Raw genomic sequence first — 18,317 nt, 5'->3', positions numbered from 1 at the left:
CATGGGGCGCTATGTCGTCCGGCGACTGCTCCAGATGATCCCGGTGTTCATCGGGTCCACCCTGCTGATCTTCCTCATGGTGAACGTGATGGGCGACCCCATCGCGGGCCTGTGCGGCGAGCGGGCGTGCGACCCGGCGACCGCCGCCCAGCTCAAGAAGGAGTTCGGCCTCGACAAACCGGTCTTCCCGCAGCAGTACCTCACCTACATGGGGCACCTCTTCACCGGCGACTTCGGTACGGCGTTCAACGGGCAGCCCGTCACCGAGCTGATGGCGTCGGCGTTCCCGCCGACCATCCGGCTGACGATCGTCGCGATCCTCTTCGAGATCGTCATCGGCATCACCCTGGGCGTGTTCTCGGGTCTGAGCCGCGGCCGGCCCCTCGACACCGGCGTGCTCCTCGGCACCCTGGTCGTCATCTCCGTACCGACCTTCGTCACCGGCCTGCTGCTCCAGTTGCTCCTGGGCGTCCAGTGGCACTGGATCCAGCCGTCGGTCTCCCCGGACGCCACCTTCGGCGAGCTGATCGTGCCCGGCCTCGTCCTCGCCGCCGTCTCCCTCGCCTACGTCACCCGGCTGACCCGCACCTCCGTCGCGGAGAACAAGCGGTCCGACTACGTCCGTACGGCCGTCGCCAAGGGCCTGCCCAGGCGCCGCGTCGTCACCCGGCACCTGCTGCGCAACTCGCTCATCCCCGTCGTCACCTTCATCGGCGCGGACATCGGCGCGCTGATGGGCGGCGCGATCCTCACCGAGCGGATCTTCAACATCCACGGCGTCGGCTACCAGCTCTACCAGGGCATCCTGCGCCAGAACACCCAGACCGTCGTCGGCTTCGTGACGATCCTCGTCCTCGTCTTCCTGATCGCCAACCTGCTCGTCGACCTGCTCTACGCCGTACTCGACCCGAGGATCCGCTATGCCTGAGCGGCCGTACGACCCCGAGCGCGCGATCGCGCCCACCGGCGCGGGCGGCGCGATGGACCTGGCGGCGAGCGAGGCGGAGACCCTCGAGAAGACGCCAGGGGGGCCGGAAGGGACGGGCCCGGCGGGCAAGCCGCGCAGCCTCTGGTCCGACGCCTGGCGCGACCTGCGCCGCAACCCGGTCTTCCTCGTCTCCGCCCTGGTCATCCTCTTCCTGGTCTTCATCTCCCTGTGGCCCTCGGTGATCGCCTCCGGCAGCCCCCTCAAGTGCGACCTCTCCAAGGCCCAGGAGGGCTCCCAGCCGGGCGCTCCCTTCGGGTACGACGGCCAGGGCTGCAACGTCTACACACGGACCGTCTACGGGGCCCGTACGTCCGTCACGGTCGGCGTCTGCGCCACGCTCGGGGTGGCGATCCTGGGCTCCGCGCTCGGCTCCCTCGCGGGGTTCTTCGGCGGCACGTCGGACTCGTTCCTCTCCCGCGTCACCGACATCTTCTTCGCCATCCCGGTCGTCCTCGGCGGCCTCGTCCTGCTCTCCGTGGTGACCAGCAACACGGTCTGGCCGGTCATCGGGTTCATGGTGCTGCTCGGCTGGCCGCAGATCGCCCGTATCGCGCGCGGCTCGGTCATCACCGCCAAGCAGAACGACTACGTCCAGGCCGCCCGCGCCCTCGGCGCCTCCAACTCCCGCATCCTGGTCCGGCACATCGCCCCGAACGCCGTGGCCCCCGTGATCGTCGTCGCGACCATCGCCCTCGGCACCTTCATCACGCTGGAGGCGACCCTGTCGTACCTCGGCGTCGGGCTGAAACCGCCCAACGTGTCCTGGGGCATCGACATCTCCGCCGCCTCCCCCTACATCCGCAACGCCCCCCACGCCCTGCTCTGGCCCTCAGGAGCCCTGGCCCTCACGGTCCTGGCCTTCATCATGCTCGGCGACGCGGTCCGCGACGCCCTGGACCCGAAGCTGAGGTGAGTCGGCGTGCCGGTCGAAGTGGGTGATGTGCGCGTGGGTTTCGAGCGGTTGCTCGAAGTCCGTGACCTGCATGTGGAGTTCCGGACCCGGGACGGGGTCGCCAAGGCCGTCAACGGGGTCAGTTACGGCGTGGACGCGGGGGAGACGCTCGCCGTGCTCGGTGAGTCCGGCTCCGGCAAGTCGGTCACCGCGCAGGCCGTCATGGGCATCCTCGACATGCCGCCCGGGAGGATCACCGGGGGCGAGATCCTCTTCCAGGGCAAGGACGTGCTGAAGCTGAAGGAGGAGGAGCGGCGGAGGATCCGGGGCGCCGGAATGGCGATGATCTTCCAGGACGCGCTGTCTGCGCTCAACCCCGTGCTGTCCGTGGGCGACCAGCTCGGCGAGATGTTCGTCGTGCACCGGGGGATGTCGAAGAAGGACGCGCGGGCCAAGGCGATCGAGTTGATGGAGCGGGTGCGCATCCCGGGCGCGGCCCAGAGGGTCCGGGACTACCCGCACCAGTTCTCCGGCGGTATGCGCCAGCGCATCATGATCGCCATGGCGCTGGCGCTGGAGCCCGCGCTCATCATCGCCGACGAGCCCACCACCGCCCTGGATGTCACCGTCCAGGCCCAGGTCATGGACCTGCTCGCGGAGTTGCAGCGCGAGTACCACATGGGCCTGATCCTGATCACCCATGATCTGGGGGTCGTGGCGGACGTGGCCGACCGGATCGCCGTGATGTACGCGGGGAAGATCGTCGAGTCGGCGCCCGTGCGCGACATCTACAAGGCTCCCGCCCACCCCTACACCCGCGGCCTGCTGGACTCCATCCCGCGCCTGGACCAGAAGGGGCAGGAGCTGTACGCGATCAAGGGCCTGCCGCCGAACCTCATGAACATCCCGCCCGGCTGCGCCTTCCACCCCCGCTGCCCGATGGCCCAGGACGTGTGCCGCACCGACGTGCCCCCGCTCTACGAGGTCTCCGAGGACCGCGGCAGCGCCTGCCACTTCTGGCGGGAGTGCCTGCATGGCTGAGCCCATCCTGGAGGTCAGCGGCCTCGTCAAGTACTACCCGCTGATGCGGGGGATCCTGTTCAAGAAGCAGGTCGGCGCGGTGAAGGCGGTAGACGGCGTCGACTTCACCCTCGCCAAGGGCGAGACCCTGGGCATCGTCGGCGAGTCCGGCTGCGGCAAGTCCACGGTGGCGAAGATGCTGTGCAGCCTGGAGCGGCCGACGGCGGGCTCGATCAGGTTCAAGGGCGAGGACATCACGCGGTTGTCGGGCCGGGCCCTGAGAGCGGTGCGCCGCAACATCCAGATGGTCTTCCAGGACCCGTACACCTCCCTCAACCCCCGGATGACGGTCGGGGACATCATCGGGGAGCCGTACGAGATCCACCCCGAAGCCGCCCCCAAGGGCGACCGCCGCCGCAGGGTGCAGGAGCTGCTGGACGTGGTCGGCCTCAACCCCGAGTACATCAACCGCTACCCGCACCAGTTCTCCGGCGGCCAGCGCCAACGCATCGGCATCGCAAGGGGGTTGGCCCTGCGCCCCGAGGTGATCGTCGCCGACGAGCCGGTCTCCGCCCTGGACGTCTCGGTCCAGGCGCAGGTGATCAACCTGCTGGACCGCCTCCAGTCGGAGTTCGACCTCTCCTACGTCTTCATCGCGCACGACCTGTCGATCGTCCGGCACATCTCGGACCGGGTCGGGGTCATGTACCTGGGCCGCATCGTGGAGATCGGCAGGGACGCCGAGATCTACGACCACCCCACCCACCCTTACACCCAGGCGCTTCTGTCCGCGGTCCCCGTCCCCGACCCCGAGGCCCGCGAACGCCGAGAGCGGATCATCCTCACCGGCGACGTCCCGTCCCCGACGAACATCCCCTCGGGCTGCCGCTTCCGCACCCGCTGCTGGAAGGCCCAGGAGCGCTGCACGCGGGAGGTCCCGGCGCTGGCGGTCCCCGAGAAGTTCCGCGGCGCGACCGGCCCCGCGACCCACGACTCGGCCTGCCACTTCGCAGAGGAGAAGCAGGTGGTCCCGCCGGAGGCGCCGGAGCCGCCAGAGGCGACCGGAGGGCAAGGGCACGGCAACGGGCCGGGGTGACATGGCGCATCCCCGGCCCGTTTACGGCACCCGCACGGCCGTACGCTGATCAGCCTCGCGCGTCCGTATATCGGTACCGCTTCCGTGAAGTTGCCTGCGTGTAAACGCGGTTCACGGGTGTTTGCACGGTTATGCCAGTGAACGCTTGAGGAAGTCCACCTGGAGCAGGAGCAGGTTTTCCGCGACCTGCTCCTGGGGGGTCATGTGCGTGACGCCGGACAGCGGGAGCACCTCGTGGGGGCGGCCCGCGGCGAGGAGGGCCGAGGAGAGGCGCAGGGTGTGGGCGGCCACCACGTTGTCGTCGGCGAGGCCGTGGATGATCATCAGGGGGCGGTGCGGTTCGGCGGGCGAGGAGAGGCCTTCGTCGGTGACCAGGGAGTTGTGTGCGTAGGTCTGCGGGTCCTCGACCGGGTTGCCGAGATAGCGCTCGGTGTAGTGGGTGTCGTAGAGGCGCCAGTCCGTGACCGGGGCGCCCGCGATACCCGCGTGGATGACGTCCGGGCGGCGCAGGACGGCGAGGGCGGCCAGGTAGCCGCCGTAGGACCAGCCGCGGACGGCCACCCGGGAGAGGTCGAGGGGGTAGCGCTCGGCCAGGTCCTGGAGGGCCTCGATCTGGTCGTCCAGGGTGAGCGTGAAGTCGCGATGGACCGCCTTCTCCCAGGCCGGCGAGCGGCCCGGTGTGCCCCGGCCGTCGGCGACGATCACCGCGAAGCCCTGGTCGGCGAACCACTGCGAGGTCAGATGCGCGTTGTGGGCGGCCACCACGCGCGGGCCGTGCGGGCCGGCGTAGGGGTCCAGGAGGACGGGGAGGGGAGTGTCACCGGGGTAGTCCGTAGGCATAAGCACGGCGCACGGAATTCTGCGTGCGCCCCCCTGGGTGAGGGTCACCCGAGGCGACAAACCGGGAACTTCGGCATAGGACCGGACAGTCGCCGTTCGTTTTCCGTCACGCAGCACCTGGACACGGGTGCCCGGGCTGTCGAGCGTCGCGGACACCAGCACCGTCACGCTGCCGGCGCGCACCGCCGAGTGCACACCGGGCTCCTGCGACACGCGCTCCACGCCGAGTTCGTTGACCCGGTAGACGTGCACCTCGCCGGTCTCCGGGGACTCCGCCTCCTCGCCCGCCGACGCCGAGACCAGCACGTCATCGGCCGTCACGTCGAGTACCGCACGGATGTGCAACTGCGGCCCGGTCAACGGCCGTTCGCCCACCGTCAGCACTCGGGCGCCCCCCTCGTCCGCGATACGGACAAGCTGCCCGGACGGGCTCCAGCAGGGCACTCCGGCGAAAAGTTCCAGCCATGTTGGATCTTCGTCGGCGTGCACCATCCGGGTCGAACCCGTGTCCGGATCCGCCGCCAGGAACACCTGGCCGCGCTGGTCCCGCGTCTGTACCAGCAGCAGCGGCGCACCCGCCTCTGACCAGTGCACACGCGCCAGATACGGATAGCGCGCCCGGTCCCACACGACCTCGGTGCGCTCTCCGTCGAGGTCGATCACGAACAGGCGTACGTCCGCGTTCTCCGTCCCGGCCGCAGGGTACGCGACGTGTTGTGGCTCACGCTCCGGGTGGGCCGGGTCGGCGATCCACCACCGTCGCACCGGCGTGTCGTCCACGCGCGCCACCAGCAGCCGGTCCGATTCCGGCGCCCACCAGAATCCGCGCGAACGCCCCATCTCCTCGGCCGCGATGAACTCGGCGAGTCCGTAGGTGACCTGATCGGCCTCCGGTTCGGCCAGCGCCCGGTCGTCCGCGCCCTCGGCGCCCGTCACCCGCAGCGCGCCCTGGGCGACGTACGCGATGTGCCGCCCGTCCGGCGACGGACGCGGGTCGATCACCGGTGCGGGGACCCGGAGTTCGCGTGCCGTGCCGGCCCGCAGTTCGGCCGTGAAAAGCCGCCCTGACAAGGCGAAAGACGCCAACTCCAGCGCCGCGTCGGTGGCATAGCCGACGATGCCGGCCCCGCCCTCCCGACTGCGCTCCCGGCGAGCCCGCTCCTCGGGCGAGAGCTGCTCCGAGGCGCCCTGCAGCAGGGCGTGCGGATCGGCCGCCAGACGCTCGCCGCCGTCCGTCGGATCGAGGATCCACAGGGAGTTGGCCCGGTCCGTGCCGGAGCTTGAACGCAGGAACGCCACACGCGAGCCGTCGGGTGCCACGGTGAACGCACGCGGCGCGCCGAGCGTGAACCGCTGCGTGCGGGCGTGCCGACGGGGGAAGGAGTCAGCCTCGGTCGTCATACCCCGACCATATTGGCCATGCGCCCCCTTGTGCGGCCGTGCGCCGAGCGATGCGCGAGCACGGATAGTTATGATCACTACCGCTGAGTGGGTATGAACCTGCTGGCGTGTGCATGGATTTGCTCTACTGATCTACAACCGAGTGACAACCCCCATAGTCCGAACCCCCCGCGTCCCCGGGATCTTTGGAGGTGAGCCGCCGTGGCACTCTCGATTTCGGCGGTGGTGCTGCTGGCGATCATCGTCTTCCTGCTGATCAAGAAGTCAGGGCTGAAGGGCGGCCATGCGGTCGTCTGCATCCTGCTCGGCTTCTATCTCGCCTCCTCCACCGTCGCACCGACGATCAGTGAGCTGACGACGAACGTCGCCAGCATGATCGGCAGCATCAAGTTCTGACGGGCGCCCCGGCGCGGACCTCGTAGGGTGGGTCCCATGACGGAACTGCCCGCTCGGCGTCTGCTGCTGGTGCACGCGCACCCGGACGACGAGTCGATCAACAACGGCGCGACCATGGCCAGGTACGCGGCCGAGGGTGCCCACGTGACCCTGGTCACCTGCACCCTGGGCGAGCGTGGCGAGGTCATCCCGCCCGAGCTGCGGCATCTGACCGGCGCCGCGCTGGGCGCGCACCGGCGCGCCGAGCTGAGCGCCGCCCTGCGCGAGCTGGGCGTCCAGGACGGGCGGCTGCTCGGCGGCGCTGGCCGTTACGGCGACTCCGGCATGATGGGCATTCCCGACAACGAGGACCCCGCCTGCTTCTGGCAGGCCGACCTGGACGACGCCGCCCGCTCGCTCGCCGAGGTGATCCTGGAGATCCGCCCGCAGGTCGTCGTCGCGTACGACGACAACGGCGGGTACGGCCACCCGGACCACATCCAGGCCCACCGCGTGGCCATGCGCGCCGTCGAACTGGCGGCCGAAGACGGGCACCGGGTCGAGAAGGTCTACTGGAACCGCGTCCCGCGCTCCGTCGCCGAGGCCGCCTTCGCCCGCCTCCAGGACGAGCTGCCGGGCCTCCCGTTCGCGAAGAGCGCCACCGTGGCCGACGTACCCGGCGTGGTCGACGACGAGCGGATCACCACCACGATCGACGGCAGCGCGTACGCCGCCGCCAAGGCCGCCGCGATGCGTGCCCACGCCACCCAGATCGACGTGGCCGAGCCGTACTTCGCGCTCTCCAACGAACTGGCCCAGCCGCTGTTCACCACCGAGTACTACGAGTTGGTGCACGGCCGGGGCCGGCCCGGGGAGACCGACCTGTTCGCCGGCATCGCCACCGTGGAGGCGTCATGAGCACCGCCGGACGCGGCTCGATGCTGGCCCAGCCGATGCGGCGCCCCTCGGCCGGACGGATCACCGCCTACGTCGGCCTGTTCCTGCTCGGCGCGATCGTCGGGCTCGCCGGAACCCTGGTCCAGGCCGCCTGGTTCCCGGGCGGGCTGCTGCTCGCCCTCGCGGGTGCCGCCGGGCTGTTCCTCGGCGGGGCGTACGCGCTCGGCGGCCGGGCCGGGGCGGTCGCGCCGGTGGCCGGCTGGATCGTCGCCGTCGTCCTGCTCACCGCCACCCGCCCCGAAGGCGACTTCCTCTTCGGCGCGGGACTCGGCTCCTACCTCTTCCTGCTCGGTGGCATGGCCCTCGCTGTGATCTGCGCCACCCTCGCCCCCGGACGGCAACCCCACGACGGTCCTGTCCGACTTGGCAAGTGACGTACCACTTCGCCGTGCGGCGCACGTGCGAGTCCGGTGTGGGTTTCCTCAGCGGTCATGGGATACGCGCCAGACGTGCCCAGTATGGTGGTGCGCGCCGCCGAGCTGCCCGCTGAGGTCGTAACGGGCGGCGGAGCCAACCGGGAGAACCTGCCTTGAGTCGTGAAACTGACACTCCGTCCTCCGGGCCCAACGGGACCGGCGCAGCCGCATACCCCTCGGGGACGCCGCCGTACGGGACCCCCATGGCTGCCGACGCCGGTGCGGACAGGGGCCGTTCGGCCACCCAGCCCGAGGAACGCAAGACCGAGACCACGCTGACGACGCGGATCCGGATCAACATCCCCGGATCCCGGCCCATCCCGCCCGTCGTCGTGCGCAAGCCCGTCGGGGACGGCGAGGGCGCCGGGGACGACTCCGGCGCCGACCCGCGGCCGGCCCCCGCCGCCGCGATGTCCACCGGCACCGTCGAACCCGCCGCCGAACCCGCGCCGCAGGCCGAGGAGAAGACCAGCGACTGGTTCGCGCCCCGCAAGTCCGGCGCGCCCAAGGGCGGTCAGGGCGGCGGCGGCACGAACGGAGCCGGGACGCCCGGCGGTTCCGCGGCCACGCCGAGCGCCCAGCCGGGCGGTCCGGGTGGTTCTGGTGCCACCGGTGCCCGTCCCGGCGGCGGCCGCCCCGGTGGTGTGGTCGGCGCCATGAGCGTGCCCGGCGGCTCCTCCCGCCCCGGCGGTACGAACGGCTCGGGTCTGCCCAGCGCCACCGGCGGCCCCGTGGCCCCGGGGCACGGCGGCGGCACCGGCTCCTTCGACGTGACCGAGGCGCTGGCCGCGGGCCCGCGCGGCGGCTCCCGCCCCGGCGCGACCGGCGGCGGCGAACCGAGCCGCGACGACCTGCCGTACTTCGCGGAGAGCGGCGGCCAGAGCGGCTTCGGCGGCAGCGGCACCCCGGGCGCGAGCGGAACCGGCGGCCCCGGCGGACCCAGCGGCTTCAACGGGCCGAACGGCCAGGGCGGCCGCGGCCCGCAGGGCCCGGCGGGCCCCACCAGCGGCCCGGTCACCGGCGACGGACCGTTCGTCCCGCCGGCCACTCCGCGCAGCTCGCTCAGCGACTTCGACCGGGATCTGGGCGAGTCCTTCGACAGTCCGGGCGGCTACGGCGACACGGGCAGCCACCCGCTGCCCGGCGGCCCGCTCGCCCCCGGTGCCCTCGCCGGACCCGGCATGACACCCGGTACCGGCCCCGGTGGCGGCCTCAGCGACGACACCGCGATCCTCACCCCGCAGAAGCCGGCCCCCGAACCGGGCACGCCCGGCTACCGCGCCCCGGACAACGTCTCCGGGCACACCGTCACCAGCGGCATCCCGATCGTCCCGTCCGCCGGGAACGCCCCGTTCGGCTCCGGTGCGCACCCCGACGGCCCGGTCCCGCACCAGGCGCCCAAGCTGCCCGACCCGGCCCCGCAGCCCAAGGCGGCGGCCAAGCCGAAGAAGAAGGGCCGCAGCAAGCTCGTGCTGCTCGGCGTCGGCGTGTTCGTCCTCGCGGGCGGTGTCTACGGCGCCGGCCTGCTGATGAACCACACCGACGTGCCCAAGGGCACCACCGTGCTCGGCGTCGACATCGGCGGCGGCACCCGCGACGACGCCGTCAAGAAGCTCGACGAGGCCTTCGGCAGCCGGGTGAACAAGCCGCTGAAGCTGTCCGTGGGCGGGAAGACGGTGTCCCTGACGCCGGACAACGCGGGGCTGCAGTTCGACTTCCAGAGCACGGTCGGCGCGGCCGCGAAGAGCGACTACAACCCGGTCTCCGTGATCGGCTCCCTCTTCGGTCAGAAGCGGGTGGTCGAACCGGTCATGCCGGTCGACGAGGAGAAGCTCCAGGCCGCGCTCCAGCAGGCCGGCGGCGGCTCCGGCTCCGGCTCGGTCACCGAGGGCGGCATCACGTTCAAGGCCGGCAAGGCCGTGGCCGTCTACGGCAAGGCGGGCAAGGCCATCGACGCGGCCCGGTCGACCCAGGCGGTCGAACAGGCGTACCGCACGCTGGTGGAGACGGGCACGGCGATCCCGGTGACCGTGCCCTCGACCACCCAGCAGCCGACGGTCTCGAACGCCGAGGTCGACCGGGAGATGAAGGAGTTCGCGAAGCCCGCGATGTCCGGCCTCGTCCATGTCCAGACCGACGCGGCGCACAGCATCCCGCTCGGCCCCGTGTCACTGCCGAAGATCCTCGGCTTCAAGGCCGTCGACGGCAAGCTCGTGGAGACGTACGACCTCGAGGCGCTCAAGAAGGCGTACGGCGCCACGTTCGACGGCGTACAGATCCAGACCGCGACCGGGAAGCGTGGCGTTCTGCCGCAGGACGTCGTCGCCGCGCTGCGCAAGGCCCTGCTCGGCAAGACGGCGGCGGCGCGCATCGGAGTCATCGAGACCAACCCGAGCTAGCGCCACCTGGAAAGGGGCGCCCGGTGTCCGCCGGGCGCCCCTTTCCGTCTGTCACCCCGCGCGCATGACATCTGTCATCCGGCACTCAGGACCCCCGACACTGCCGCGTCCACGGCCCCCACGGCCAGCATGGTGGGCATGACAACGACAGCGGCACCGGCCACCACCACCCCGGTGGTCGGGTTCGACCAGGTGACCAAGACGTACGGGAGCGTGCGGGCCGTCGACGGGCTCTCGCTCCGGCTGTACCCGGGCGAGACCGTCGCCCTCCTCGGCCCGAACGGGGCCGGCAAGTCCACCACCCTCGACCTGCTGCTCGGCCTCAAGCAGGCCGACGGCGGCACGGTGAGCGTGTTCGGCACCAGCCCGCGCGAGGCGATCGTCGCCGGGCGGGTCGGGGCCATGCTGCAGAGCGGCGGGCTGATGGACGAGGTCACCGTCGCCGAGCTGGTCAAGCTGGCCTGCTCGCTGCACCCGAAGCCGTACAAGGCCGACGACGTCCTCGCCCGCGCGAGCCTCACGCCGATCGCCGACCGCAAGGTCAACAAGCTCTCCGGCGGCCAGGCCCAGCGCGTCCGCTTCGCGCTCGCCACCGCGGGCGACAGCGACCTGATCGTCCTGGACGAGCCGACCACCGGCATGGACGTCTCCGCCCGCCAGGCCTTCTGGGCCACCATGCGCGAGCAGGCCGACCAGGGCCGTACGGTCCTCTTCGCCACCCACTACCTCGAAGAGGCCGACGCCATCGCCGACCGCGTGCTGGTGCTGCACCGCGGCCGCCTGCTCGCCGACGGCACCGCCGCCGAGATCAAGGCCAAGGCGGGCGCCCGCCGGGTCTCCTTCGACCTGGAGGGCGAGATCGACGAGGCGGGCCTGCGCGGACTGCCCTTCCTCACCTCCATCGACGTTTCGGGCCAGACCGTCCGCATCCAGTCGTCCGACGCCGACGCGACCGTCCACGCCCTCTACGGCCTCGGCGTCTACCCCCGCAACCTCGAAGTCGCCGGCCTCGGTCTGGAGCAGGCCTTCGTCGCCATCACGGAGGCCGAGGAGGCCAAGCAGTCATGAGCAGCCTGATCAAGCTCGAACTCGCCCGCGCCCTGCGCAACCGCAAGTTCCTGTTCTTCTCGGTGATCTACCCCTCGGCGCTGTTCCTGCTGATCGCGGGCAACGCCGACTCCAGGACGAAGATCGACGGCACCGGACTCACCCTGCCGACCTACATGATGGTCTCCATGGCCTCCTTCGGCGCGCTGACCGCCGTCCTGATGGGCAACAGCGAGCGCATCGCCAAGGAGCGCGAGAGCGGCTGGGTACGGCAGCTCAGGCTGACCACTCTCCCGGGGCGCGGCTACGTCCTCGCCAAGACCGCCAGCGCGGCCGTCGTCAGCCTCCCGTCGATCGTCATCGTCTTCGTCGTCGCCGCGGCCGTGAAGGACGTACGCCTGGACGCCTGGCAGTGGCTCGCCCTCACCGGCGCCATCTGGGCCGGCAGTCTGGTCTTCGCCGCGCTCGGCGTCGCCATCGGCTACCTCGCCAGCGGGGACGCGGTCCGCCCGATTACGATGATCACCTACTTCGGTATGTCGATGCTGGGCGGCCTGTGGATGCCGACCACGACCTTCCCGCAGTGGCTCCAGGACATCGCCAAGTGGCTGCCCACGCACGCGTACGCTGCTCTGGGGCGGGCGATCGAGCAGAGCCAGGCCCCGCAAGCCCAGGACATCGCCATCCTCGTCGTCTCCTTCGTCCTCTTCGCGGGCGGCGCGGCCTGGCTGTACCGGAAGGACACGCTGAAGGCGTGAGCACGATGACGGAAGACCGGACGGCGGGGGACCCGAATCACGCGCCCGTGGGCTGGCCGCCCCGCAACCGGCGCGAGCTGCTGGTCAAGGTGTTGTGGATCGGCGTCTGGCTGGTCTTCCTCAGCTCGCCGGTCGACGACCTGATCAACGGCGGACACACCACCGGCGCCACCGTGGCCGGCTCGCTCGGCCTCGCGGCCTTCGTCGGGGTCTATCTGACGCTGGTCTTCCGTAACATCGGCCGGCCGTTCTCCCCGCGCCTCGTCCTCACCCTGGGCGCGATCCTCGGCGTTCTCGCCCCCGTGCTGGCCTACACCCTCGGCAGCGCCTGGCTCGGACTCTTCGTCTACCTCTCGGTGGCCTGCGGGGCGACCCTGCCGGTGCGGGCGGCCTACTGGGCGATCCCGGCGTCGGGCGCCGTGATGTACCTCATCGGCCTGCACTCCAACGAGAAGGAGGCACGCGGCCTGCTCCTTCTGGTGGTGCTCATCGGGTTCGCGATGACCGGGGTCGGCCAACTGGTGCGGACCACCATCGAGTTGCGCAAGGCCCGGGCCACCGTCGCCCAGCTCGCCGCCAACGAGGAGCGGCTGCGCCTCGCCCGCGACCTGCACGACCTGCTGGGCCACTCGCTCTCCCTGATCACGCTGAAGAGCGAGCTGGCCGGCCGGATGCTGCCCGACCACCCGGCCAAGGCCGCCCAGCAGGTCGCCGACATCGAACAGGTCAGCCGCCAGGCCCTGGTCGACGTCCGCGAGGCCGTCACCGGCTACCGCCGCCCCCGCCTCGCCGCCGAACTCGCCGGCACCCAGGTGGCGCTGGCCGCCGCCGGGGTGGTGGCCGAGGTGCCCGAGGAACCCGACCTCACCGGCATCCCCGAGGAGGCCGAGTCCGCCCTCGCCTGGGCGCTGCGCGAGGCGGTCACCAACGTGGTCCGGCACAGCGGCGCCGACCGGTGCGTCGTACAGGTCCTGCGCCGCCAGACCCTGGACGGCCCGGTCCTCGAACTCTGCGTCGAGGACAACGGATCCGGCGGCCCGGGCAACGGCCCCGGCAACGGTCTGACCGGCCTGACCGAGCGTCTGGAGAAGGCCGGCGGCACACTGGAGGCGGGCCGGGTCAAGCACGGGTTCCGGCTGGTCGCCCGGGTGCCTGCGCCCGCCTCGGCGGACGTAGGATCCGGGGCATGACGAGCACGATCAAGGTCCTGCTGGCCGAGGACCAGTCGATGGTCCGTGAGGCACTGGCCGCACTTCTCGGCCTGGAGGACGACATCGAGGTCGTCGCCCAGGTCGCGCGCGGGGACGAGGTGCTGGCGGCCGTCGGCGCACACGGCGTCGACGTGGCGCTGCTCGACATCGAGATGCCCGGCTGCACCGGCATCGAGGCCGCGGCCCGGGTGCACCGGGAGTACCCCGCGGTCAAGCTCGTCGTCCTCACCACCTTCGGCCGCCCCGGCTATCTGCGCAGCGCCATGGAGGCGGGCGCCGACGCGTTCCTCGTCAAGGACGCGCCGGCCGCCCAACTCGCCGACGCGGTCCGCAAGGTGCTGTCCGGGGAACGGGTCATCGACCCCACCCTGGCCGCGGCCGCGCTGGCCGAGGGCGCCAACCCCCTCACCGACCGGGAACGCGAGGTGCTGCGCGCCGCGGCCGACGGCTCCACCAACGCGGAGCTGGCCAAGGCCCTCCACCTCTCCCAGGGCACGGTCCGCAACTACCTCTCCACGGCCATCCAGAAGCTCGCGGTACGCAACCGGGCGGAGGCGGTGCGGATCGCCCGGGAGAAGGGCTGGCTCTAGGGCCTGTCCGGCGGACCCTGGGGCTCAGTTGAGCATCGCCCGGGCCGTGTGGGCCTGCTGCCGGGCCCGCCGGGCGACCGACTCGTCGACGACCTCGATCAGGTGGGCGTACGCGTCCAGCTCCTCGGCCCCCGCCACGAACTCGCCCCGCTGCACCAGCAGCTGACCCCGCTCGTAGCGCAACCGAGCCGGATGCGAGGGCAGCAGCAGGCCCAACTCCACGGCCCGCAGGGCGACATCCGACCGCTCGGGCCGGACCGAGGCCCACGCCCGGACGTTGTTCAGGATCCGCTGCACGACCTCCAGAGGCGTCGCGGGCACCAGCATCGAAGGCTGCAGCGGCGCCCCCGTGGCCCCCGCCACCAGCAGCTCCGCATCCGCCCCGGTCAGCACCTTCCCCCCGTCGAACGGATCGGCCAGCACCTGCTCCTCGGCCGCCCCGAACCCGACCACGAAGTGGCCGGGCAGCGCGACCCCGTACACCGGGGCGCCCGCCCTTCTCGCCACCTCCAGCCACACCACCGACAGCAGGATCGGCAGCCCGCGCCGGCGCCGCAGCACCTCGTGCAGCAGCGAGGACTCCAGCCGCTGGTAGTCGGACGGGGTCCCGTGGAACTCGTAGCGCTCACCCAGCAGCCGGGCCAGCGCCTGCGCCCACGCCCGCGGCCCGCCCGGACGGTACGGCAGCAGCCCGGCCAGCCGGTCCAGCTCCAGCTGGGCCGCGTCCATACCGGCCTCGTCCAGCGCCCCGTCCGCCTCGGCACCCATCAGCAGGCACAGCGCCGACAGGTCCGGCCGCTCCGACCGCGCCTCCTCCCCGAACCGCCGCCGCACCTCGGCGGACCGCTCCGGCGGGGGCGGATACGGAGGCGGAAAGTGAGGATGCCGCATGCCTGGCTCATGCCCGTCCACGGCGATCCCTACGACCGTCCGGCGCGGGTGTTCCCGGGCGCCGGGTCCTGGTGCTCGTCGCCGCTCTCCTCCGGTGCCCGGTAGTGGTGGTACGCGTGGTGCGGGGCGAAGCCGAGGTCGGCGTACAGGGCGCGGGCGGCCGCGTTGTCGTCCTCCACCTGGAGCCAGGCCGCCGAGGCGCCCTCGTCCAGGGCGCGGCGGGCCAGCGCGGCCATCACCTCGGTGGCCAGACCCTGCCGGCGCCGGGCGGGATCGACCTCGACGGCGGCGAAACCGGCCCAGCGTCCGTCCACCACGCACCGCCCGATCGCCGCCGGCGGCTCCCCGGGCGCACCGGGTACCGTCGCGAACCACACCGACGGGCCTCCCCCACTCTCGGCTTCGCTCGAGCGGGGGGACCCCCACCCGAGCACCCGCAGAGCCACCTCGGTCATCCCCTTGCGCTGGTACCGCGCGAGCCACGCCTCGTCCGCCTCGCGGGACAGCACCACCCCGGCGCCCTCGGCCCGGTCCGCGACCGGCGCCAGCGCCCCGATCCACAGCTCGGCGGTCACCTCCCGCACCCAGCCGCGCCGCTCCAGCTCCGCGCCGAGCAGCTCCTGCGTGCCCTCGGCGCCGGTCGCCGTCTGGACGTACGCGGGCAGGCCGCGCTCGCCGTACCAGCGTCGTACAGCCTCCAGGGCCGCGTCGAGGCCGAGCCCCGGATCACCGAGCGGCAGCACACTGTTGGCCCGCCGCGTGAACCCGCCGGCCGCGCGCAGCTCCCACTCGCCGAGCCGCTCGCTCTCCACCGGCCGCCACGCGCGCGCGGCGATGCGCGCCAGCTCCGGGTAGCTCGCGACCGGACCCCGGCGCCGGGCCGGTGCGGCCGGCACCACCTTGCCCGCGACCAGCACGGACTCCGGGATCCGGACACTCCGCCCGTCCCGCCGTGTGATCATGAGCACGCCGTTGTCCCATGATGTGAGAACACCCACCGTGTCGGTGAACTTCTCCTCCGTCACCCCAGGTTCGCTCAAGCGCCGCACGGAGACCCGTTTGCCCACGTCAGCAGCGGTGATACGGACCTCGAGGCGTCCTTTCGCCGAGAATTCCACTGGTCAGTTCACCCCTCCTGTATGGATCATGCCCCGGAACGGAGATACTAGGGGCGGGCATCGACGACGCCGCGCTCCCGCGCGCCCAGGCGGCGGAGCCTATGGAGGCCCGCCAGCGCCCTATCGAGGAGGAACGACAGCGTGACCTACGTCATTGCGCAGCCTTGTGTCGACGTGAAGGACAAGGCGTGCATCGAGGAGTGCCCGGTCGACTGCATCTACGAGGGCTCCAGGTCCTTGTACATCCACCCGGACGAATGCGTCGACTGTGGTGCCTGTGAGCCGGTCTGCCCGGTTGAGGCGATTTTCTACGAGGACGACACTCCGGAGGAGTGGAAGGACTACTACAAGGCGAACGTCGAGTTCTTCGACGAGCTGGGCTCTCCTGGCGGTGCCAGCAAGCTGGGGCTGATCGAGCGGGACCACCCCTTCATCGCCGCGCTGCCGCCGCAGGCCTAGTGACCGTTTGAGCGGCCCAGCGGCCCGTAGCCGCGCCGCCTCGGTCCCGTGCGGCCCGATCGCCTTGATCGCCGCCGTACGGGACCGAGGCGTTTGCCGTACCGACGAAAGCGAGCAAGACCCGTGTCCGCAGTCTCCGACCGCCTTCCGACCTTTCCCTGGGACAAGCTGGAGCCGTACAAGAAGACGGCCTCGGCGCACCCGGACGGCATCGTCGACCTGTCCGTCGGCACCCCGGTCGACCCGGTCCCCGAACTGATCCAGAAGGCCCTTGTCGAGGCGGCCGACTCGCCGGGCTACCCGACGGTCTGGGGCACCCCCGCGCTGCGCGACGCGATCACCGGCTGGCTGGAGCGCCGCCTGGGCGCCCGCGAGGTCACCCACCGCCACGTCCTGCCGGTCGTCGGCTCCAAGGAGCTGGTCGCCTGGCTGCCGACCCAGCTGGGCCTCGGCCCCGGCGACAAGGTGGCCTACCCGCGCCTGGCGTACCCGACCTACGAGGTCGGCGCCCGCCTGGCCCGCGCCGAGTACGAGGTCTACGACGACCCGAGGGACCTCGACCCCACGAACCTGAAGCTCCTCTGGCTGAACTCGCCCTCCAACCCCACCGGCAAGGTCCTCTCCAAGGACGAGCTGACCGGCGTCGTCGCCTGGGCCCGCGAGCACGGCGTCCTGCTCGTCTCCGACGAGTGCTACCTGGAGCTGGGCTGGGAGGCCGACCCCGTCTCGGTCCTGCACCCCGACGTCAACGGCGGCTCCTACGACGGCATCCTCGCCGTCCACTCCCTCTCCAAGCGCTCCAACCTGGCCGGCTACCGCGCCGCCTTCGTGGCCGGCGACCCGGCGGTCCTGGGGCCCCTCCTGGAGATCCGCAAGCACGGCGGCATGATGACCTCGGCGCCGACGCAGGCGGCGGTGGTGGCGGCCCTGGGCGACGACGAGCACGTCCGCGTCCAGCGCGAGCGCTACGCGGCCCGCCGCACCCTCCTGCGCGAAGCGCTCCTGCACCACGGCTTCCGCATCGAACACAGCGAGGCCAGCCTCTACCTGTGGGCGACGCGCGACGAGTCCTGCTGGGAAACGGTGGCCCACCTGGCCGACCTCGGCATCCTGGTGGCACCGGGCGACTTCTACGGCGAGGCGGGCGAGAAGTTCGTACGCGTGGCCCTCACGGCAACGGACGAGAGGGTCCGAGCAGCGGTAGCCCGCCTGACGGCGTAGCCACCGCCGTAGGCACGCGAAAGCCGACGGGGCCCAGGAACTCCTGGACCCCGTCGGCCGTCAAAGCCAGCCGCTCAGCCGCCCAGCGGCAGACCCTTCGTCGGCAGAGACGACGTGGGCAGCCCACCCTGGGTGAGAGACTCCGTCGGCAGCCCACCCTTCGTCACGCTGGACGCGGTGTCCCCGAGGGCACCCCCCGCGGTCCCGGCCGCGTCCCCCGCGGCCTTCTGCACCTCGGGCGTCGTCTTCTTCACGGCACCGCCGCCGGTCTTGCCCGCGGTGTGCGCCGCGTGCGTGACCGCCTTGCTGCCCGTGTCACCCGCGAGACCGGTGACGTGCTGGGTCGCACCGTCGACGGTGTTGCCGGCGCTCGCCGCGTCCAGGGCGGTCAGACCACCGAGGTTCGGGGCGGCAGCCGGCAGGTTCGTGGCCGCGCCGGCAGAGCCGGCCGCACCGACCCCGGCGGCCGCTCCCGCTGCGACGAGCAGCGCGGCACGAGCGATCCGGCGGGTCAGAGGGAGGGACATGATGCTCCATTTCGACGGGTGGAGAACGGTGAATGTGTCCGAGTCGGACGCCGTGACTACCGCTCGAAGCCGACGAAGGTTGCGGACGCCAAAGGTAAAGAATGGATAACG

At 71.8% G+C, this 18,317-nt stretch carries 18 protein-coding genes; 14 read left to right on the top strand and 4 right to left on the bottom strand.

Translation table 11 applies throughout. The features are described 5' to 3' along the window. Window position 1 precedes the first annotated feature (1 nt). From CRP49_RS06760 to CRP49_RS06745, 4 genes are read left to right on the top strand one after another with little or no spacing between them, the layout of a single operon-like run. The gene (locus CRP49_RS06760) at window positions 2-928 is read left to right on the top strand and encodes an ABC transporter permease (RefSeq protein ID WP_097252577.1); all 927 of its coding nucleotides are present in this window, start codon (window positions 2-4) and stop codon (window positions 926-928) included. Next, a complete protein-coding gene (locus CRP49_RS06755) occupies window positions 921-1,901 on the top strand; it encodes an ABC transporter permease (RefSeq protein ID WP_097252576.1) in 981 nt (326 codons plus the stop codon). The genes CRP49_RS06760 and CRP49_RS06755 overlap by 8 nt, the downstream gene beginning before the upstream one ends. Before the next feature lie 48 nt (window positions 1,902-1,949). Beyond that, window positions 1,950-2,921 (top strand): ABC transporter ATP-binding protein, encoded by a 972-nt coding sequence (locus tag CRP49_RS06750; protein WP_097257228.1) that lies wholly within the window; start codon window positions 1,950-1,952, stop codon window positions 2,919-2,921. Continuing rightward, window positions 2,914-3,996 carry an ABC transporter ATP-binding protein gene (locus tag CRP49_RS06745; protein WP_097252575.1) on the top strand — a complete coding sequence of 361 codons (1,083 nt, stop codon included), beginning with the start codon at window positions 2,914-2,916 and terminating at the stop codon, window positions 3,994-3,996. The genes CRP49_RS06750 and CRP49_RS06745 overlap by 8 nt, the downstream gene beginning before the upstream one ends. A gap of 129 nt (window positions 3,997-4,125) precedes the next feature. On the opposite strand, the gene CRP49_RS06740 is transcribed toward CRP49_RS06745, so the two are convergent. Then, entirely contained in the window at window positions 4,126-6,237 is a 2,112-nt protein-coding gene (locus tag CRP49_RS06740; RefSeq protein WP_097252574.1) for a S9 family peptidase, read from the bottom strand. Window positions 6,238-6,438: 201 nt separating this feature from the next. On the opposite strand from CRP49_RS06740, the gene CRP49_RS06735 reads away from it, so the two are divergent. The 8 genes from CRP49_RS06735 to CRP49_RS06695 all read left to right on the top strand — a co-directional run bounded on the left by CRP49_RS06735 (window position 6,439) and on the right by CRP49_RS06695 (window position 13,990). Further along, window positions 6,439-6,633: a hypothetical protein gene (locus CRP49_RS06735; RefSeq protein ID WP_030649813.1), complete on the top strand. Its 195-nt coding sequence runs from the start codon at window positions 6,439-6,441 to the stop codon at window positions 6,631-6,633. Between the two features lie 36 nt (window positions 6,634-6,669). After that, entirely contained in the window at window positions 6,670-7,530 is an 861-nt protein-coding gene (gene mshB, locus CRP49_RS06730) for an N-acetyl-1-D-myo-inositol-2-amino-2-deoxy-alpha-D-glucopyranoside deacetylase (protein ID WP_097252573.1), read from the top strand. Further along, window positions 7,527-7,943 carry a DUF6113 family protein gene (locus CRP49_RS06725; RefSeq protein ID WP_097252572.1) on the top strand — a complete coding sequence of 139 codons (417 nt, stop codon included), beginning with the start codon at window positions 7,527-7,529 and terminating at the stop codon, window positions 7,941-7,943. The genes mshB and CRP49_RS06725 overlap by 4 nt, the downstream gene beginning before the upstream one ends. A 155-nt stretch (window positions 7,944-8,098) precedes the next feature. Next, window positions 8,099-10,384: a hypothetical protein gene (locus CRP49_RS06715; RefSeq protein ID WP_179851528.1), complete on the top strand. Its 2,286-nt coding sequence runs from the start codon at window positions 8,099-8,101 to the stop codon at window positions 10,382-10,384. A gap of 138 nt (window positions 10,385-10,522) precedes the next feature. Next, the gene (locus CRP49_RS06710; RefSeq protein ID WP_179851527.1) at window positions 10,523-11,452 is read left to right on the top strand and encodes an ABC transporter ATP-binding protein; all 930 of its coding nucleotides are present in this window, start codon (window positions 10,523-10,525) and stop codon (window positions 11,450-11,452) included. Continuing rightward, window positions 11,449-12,189, top strand: a complete 741-nt coding sequence (locus CRP49_RS06705) for an ABC transporter permease (RefSeq protein ID WP_097252568.1) — start codon at window positions 11,449-11,451, stop codon at window positions 12,187-12,189. The genes CRP49_RS06710 and CRP49_RS06705 overlap by 4 nt, the downstream gene beginning before the upstream one ends. Continuing rightward, a complete protein-coding gene (locus tag CRP49_RS06700) occupies window positions 12,186-13,379 on the top strand; it encodes a sensor histidine kinase (protein WP_373560331.1) in 1,194 nt (397 codons plus the stop codon). Before CRP49_RS06705 ends, CRP49_RS06700 begins: the two co-directional genes overlap by 4 nt. Further along, window positions 13,376-13,990: a response regulator transcription factor gene (locus CRP49_RS06695; protein ID WP_097252567.1), complete on the top strand. Its 615-nt coding sequence runs from the start codon at window positions 13,376-13,378 to the stop codon at window positions 13,988-13,990. Before CRP49_RS06700 ends, CRP49_RS06695 begins: the two co-directional genes overlap by 4 nt. Before the next feature lie 24 nt (window positions 13,991-14,014). On the opposite strand, the gene CRP49_RS06690 is transcribed toward CRP49_RS06695, so the two are convergent. Together CRP49_RS06690 and CRP49_RS06685 are read right to left on the bottom strand one after the other, a co-directional pair. Continuing rightward, window positions 14,015-14,881 (bottom strand): transglutaminase-like domain-containing protein, encoded by an 867-nt coding sequence (locus tag CRP49_RS06690; protein ID WP_097252566.1) that lies wholly within the window; start codon window positions 14,879-14,881, stop codon window positions 14,015-14,017. Window positions 14,882-14,910: 29 nt separating this feature from the next. Continuing rightward, window positions 14,911-15,999, bottom strand: a complete 1,089-nt coding sequence (locus tag CRP49_RS06685) for a GNAT family N-acetyltransferase (protein ID WP_097252565.1) — start codon at window positions 15,997-15,999, stop codon at window positions 14,911-14,913. Between the two features lie 141 nt (window positions 16,000-16,140). Here CRP49_RS06685 and fdxA point away from each other — a divergent pair, with 141 nt between their 5' ends. Together fdxA and CRP49_RS06675 are read left to right on the top strand one after the other, a co-directional pair. Continuing rightward, window positions 16,141-16,458 carry a ferredoxin gene (gene fdxA, locus CRP49_RS06680; protein ID WP_010047804.1) on the top strand — a complete coding sequence of 106 codons (318 nt, stop codon included), beginning with the start codon at window positions 16,141-16,143 and terminating at the stop codon, window positions 16,456-16,458. Between the two features lie 123 nt (window positions 16,459-16,581). After that, complete coding sequence (locus CRP49_RS06675; RefSeq protein ID WP_097252564.1) at window positions 16,582-17,679, top strand: bifunctional succinyldiaminopimelate transaminase/glutamate-prephenate aminotransferase; 1,098 nt, start codon at window positions 16,582-16,584, stop codon at window positions 17,677-17,679. A 74-nt stretch (window positions 17,680-17,753) separates the two neighbouring features. Here the strand turns inward: CRP49_RS06675 and CRP49_RS06670 are convergent, their stop codons facing one another. After that, entirely contained in the window at window positions 17,754-18,206 is a 453-nt protein-coding gene (locus CRP49_RS06670) for an ATP-binding protein (RefSeq protein WP_097252563.1), read from the bottom strand. Window positions 18,207-18,317: the final 111 nt, after the last annotated feature.

It is taken from the genome of Streptomyces sp. Ag109_G2-15 (genome assembly GCF_900215565.1).
GTDB lineage: Bacteria > Actinomycetota > Actinomycetes > Streptomycetales > Streptomycetaceae > Streptomyces > Streptomyces diastatochromogenes.
Note: the sequence above shows the minus strand (reverse complement) of the source record. Positions and strands in the feature narration are given on the sequence as shown.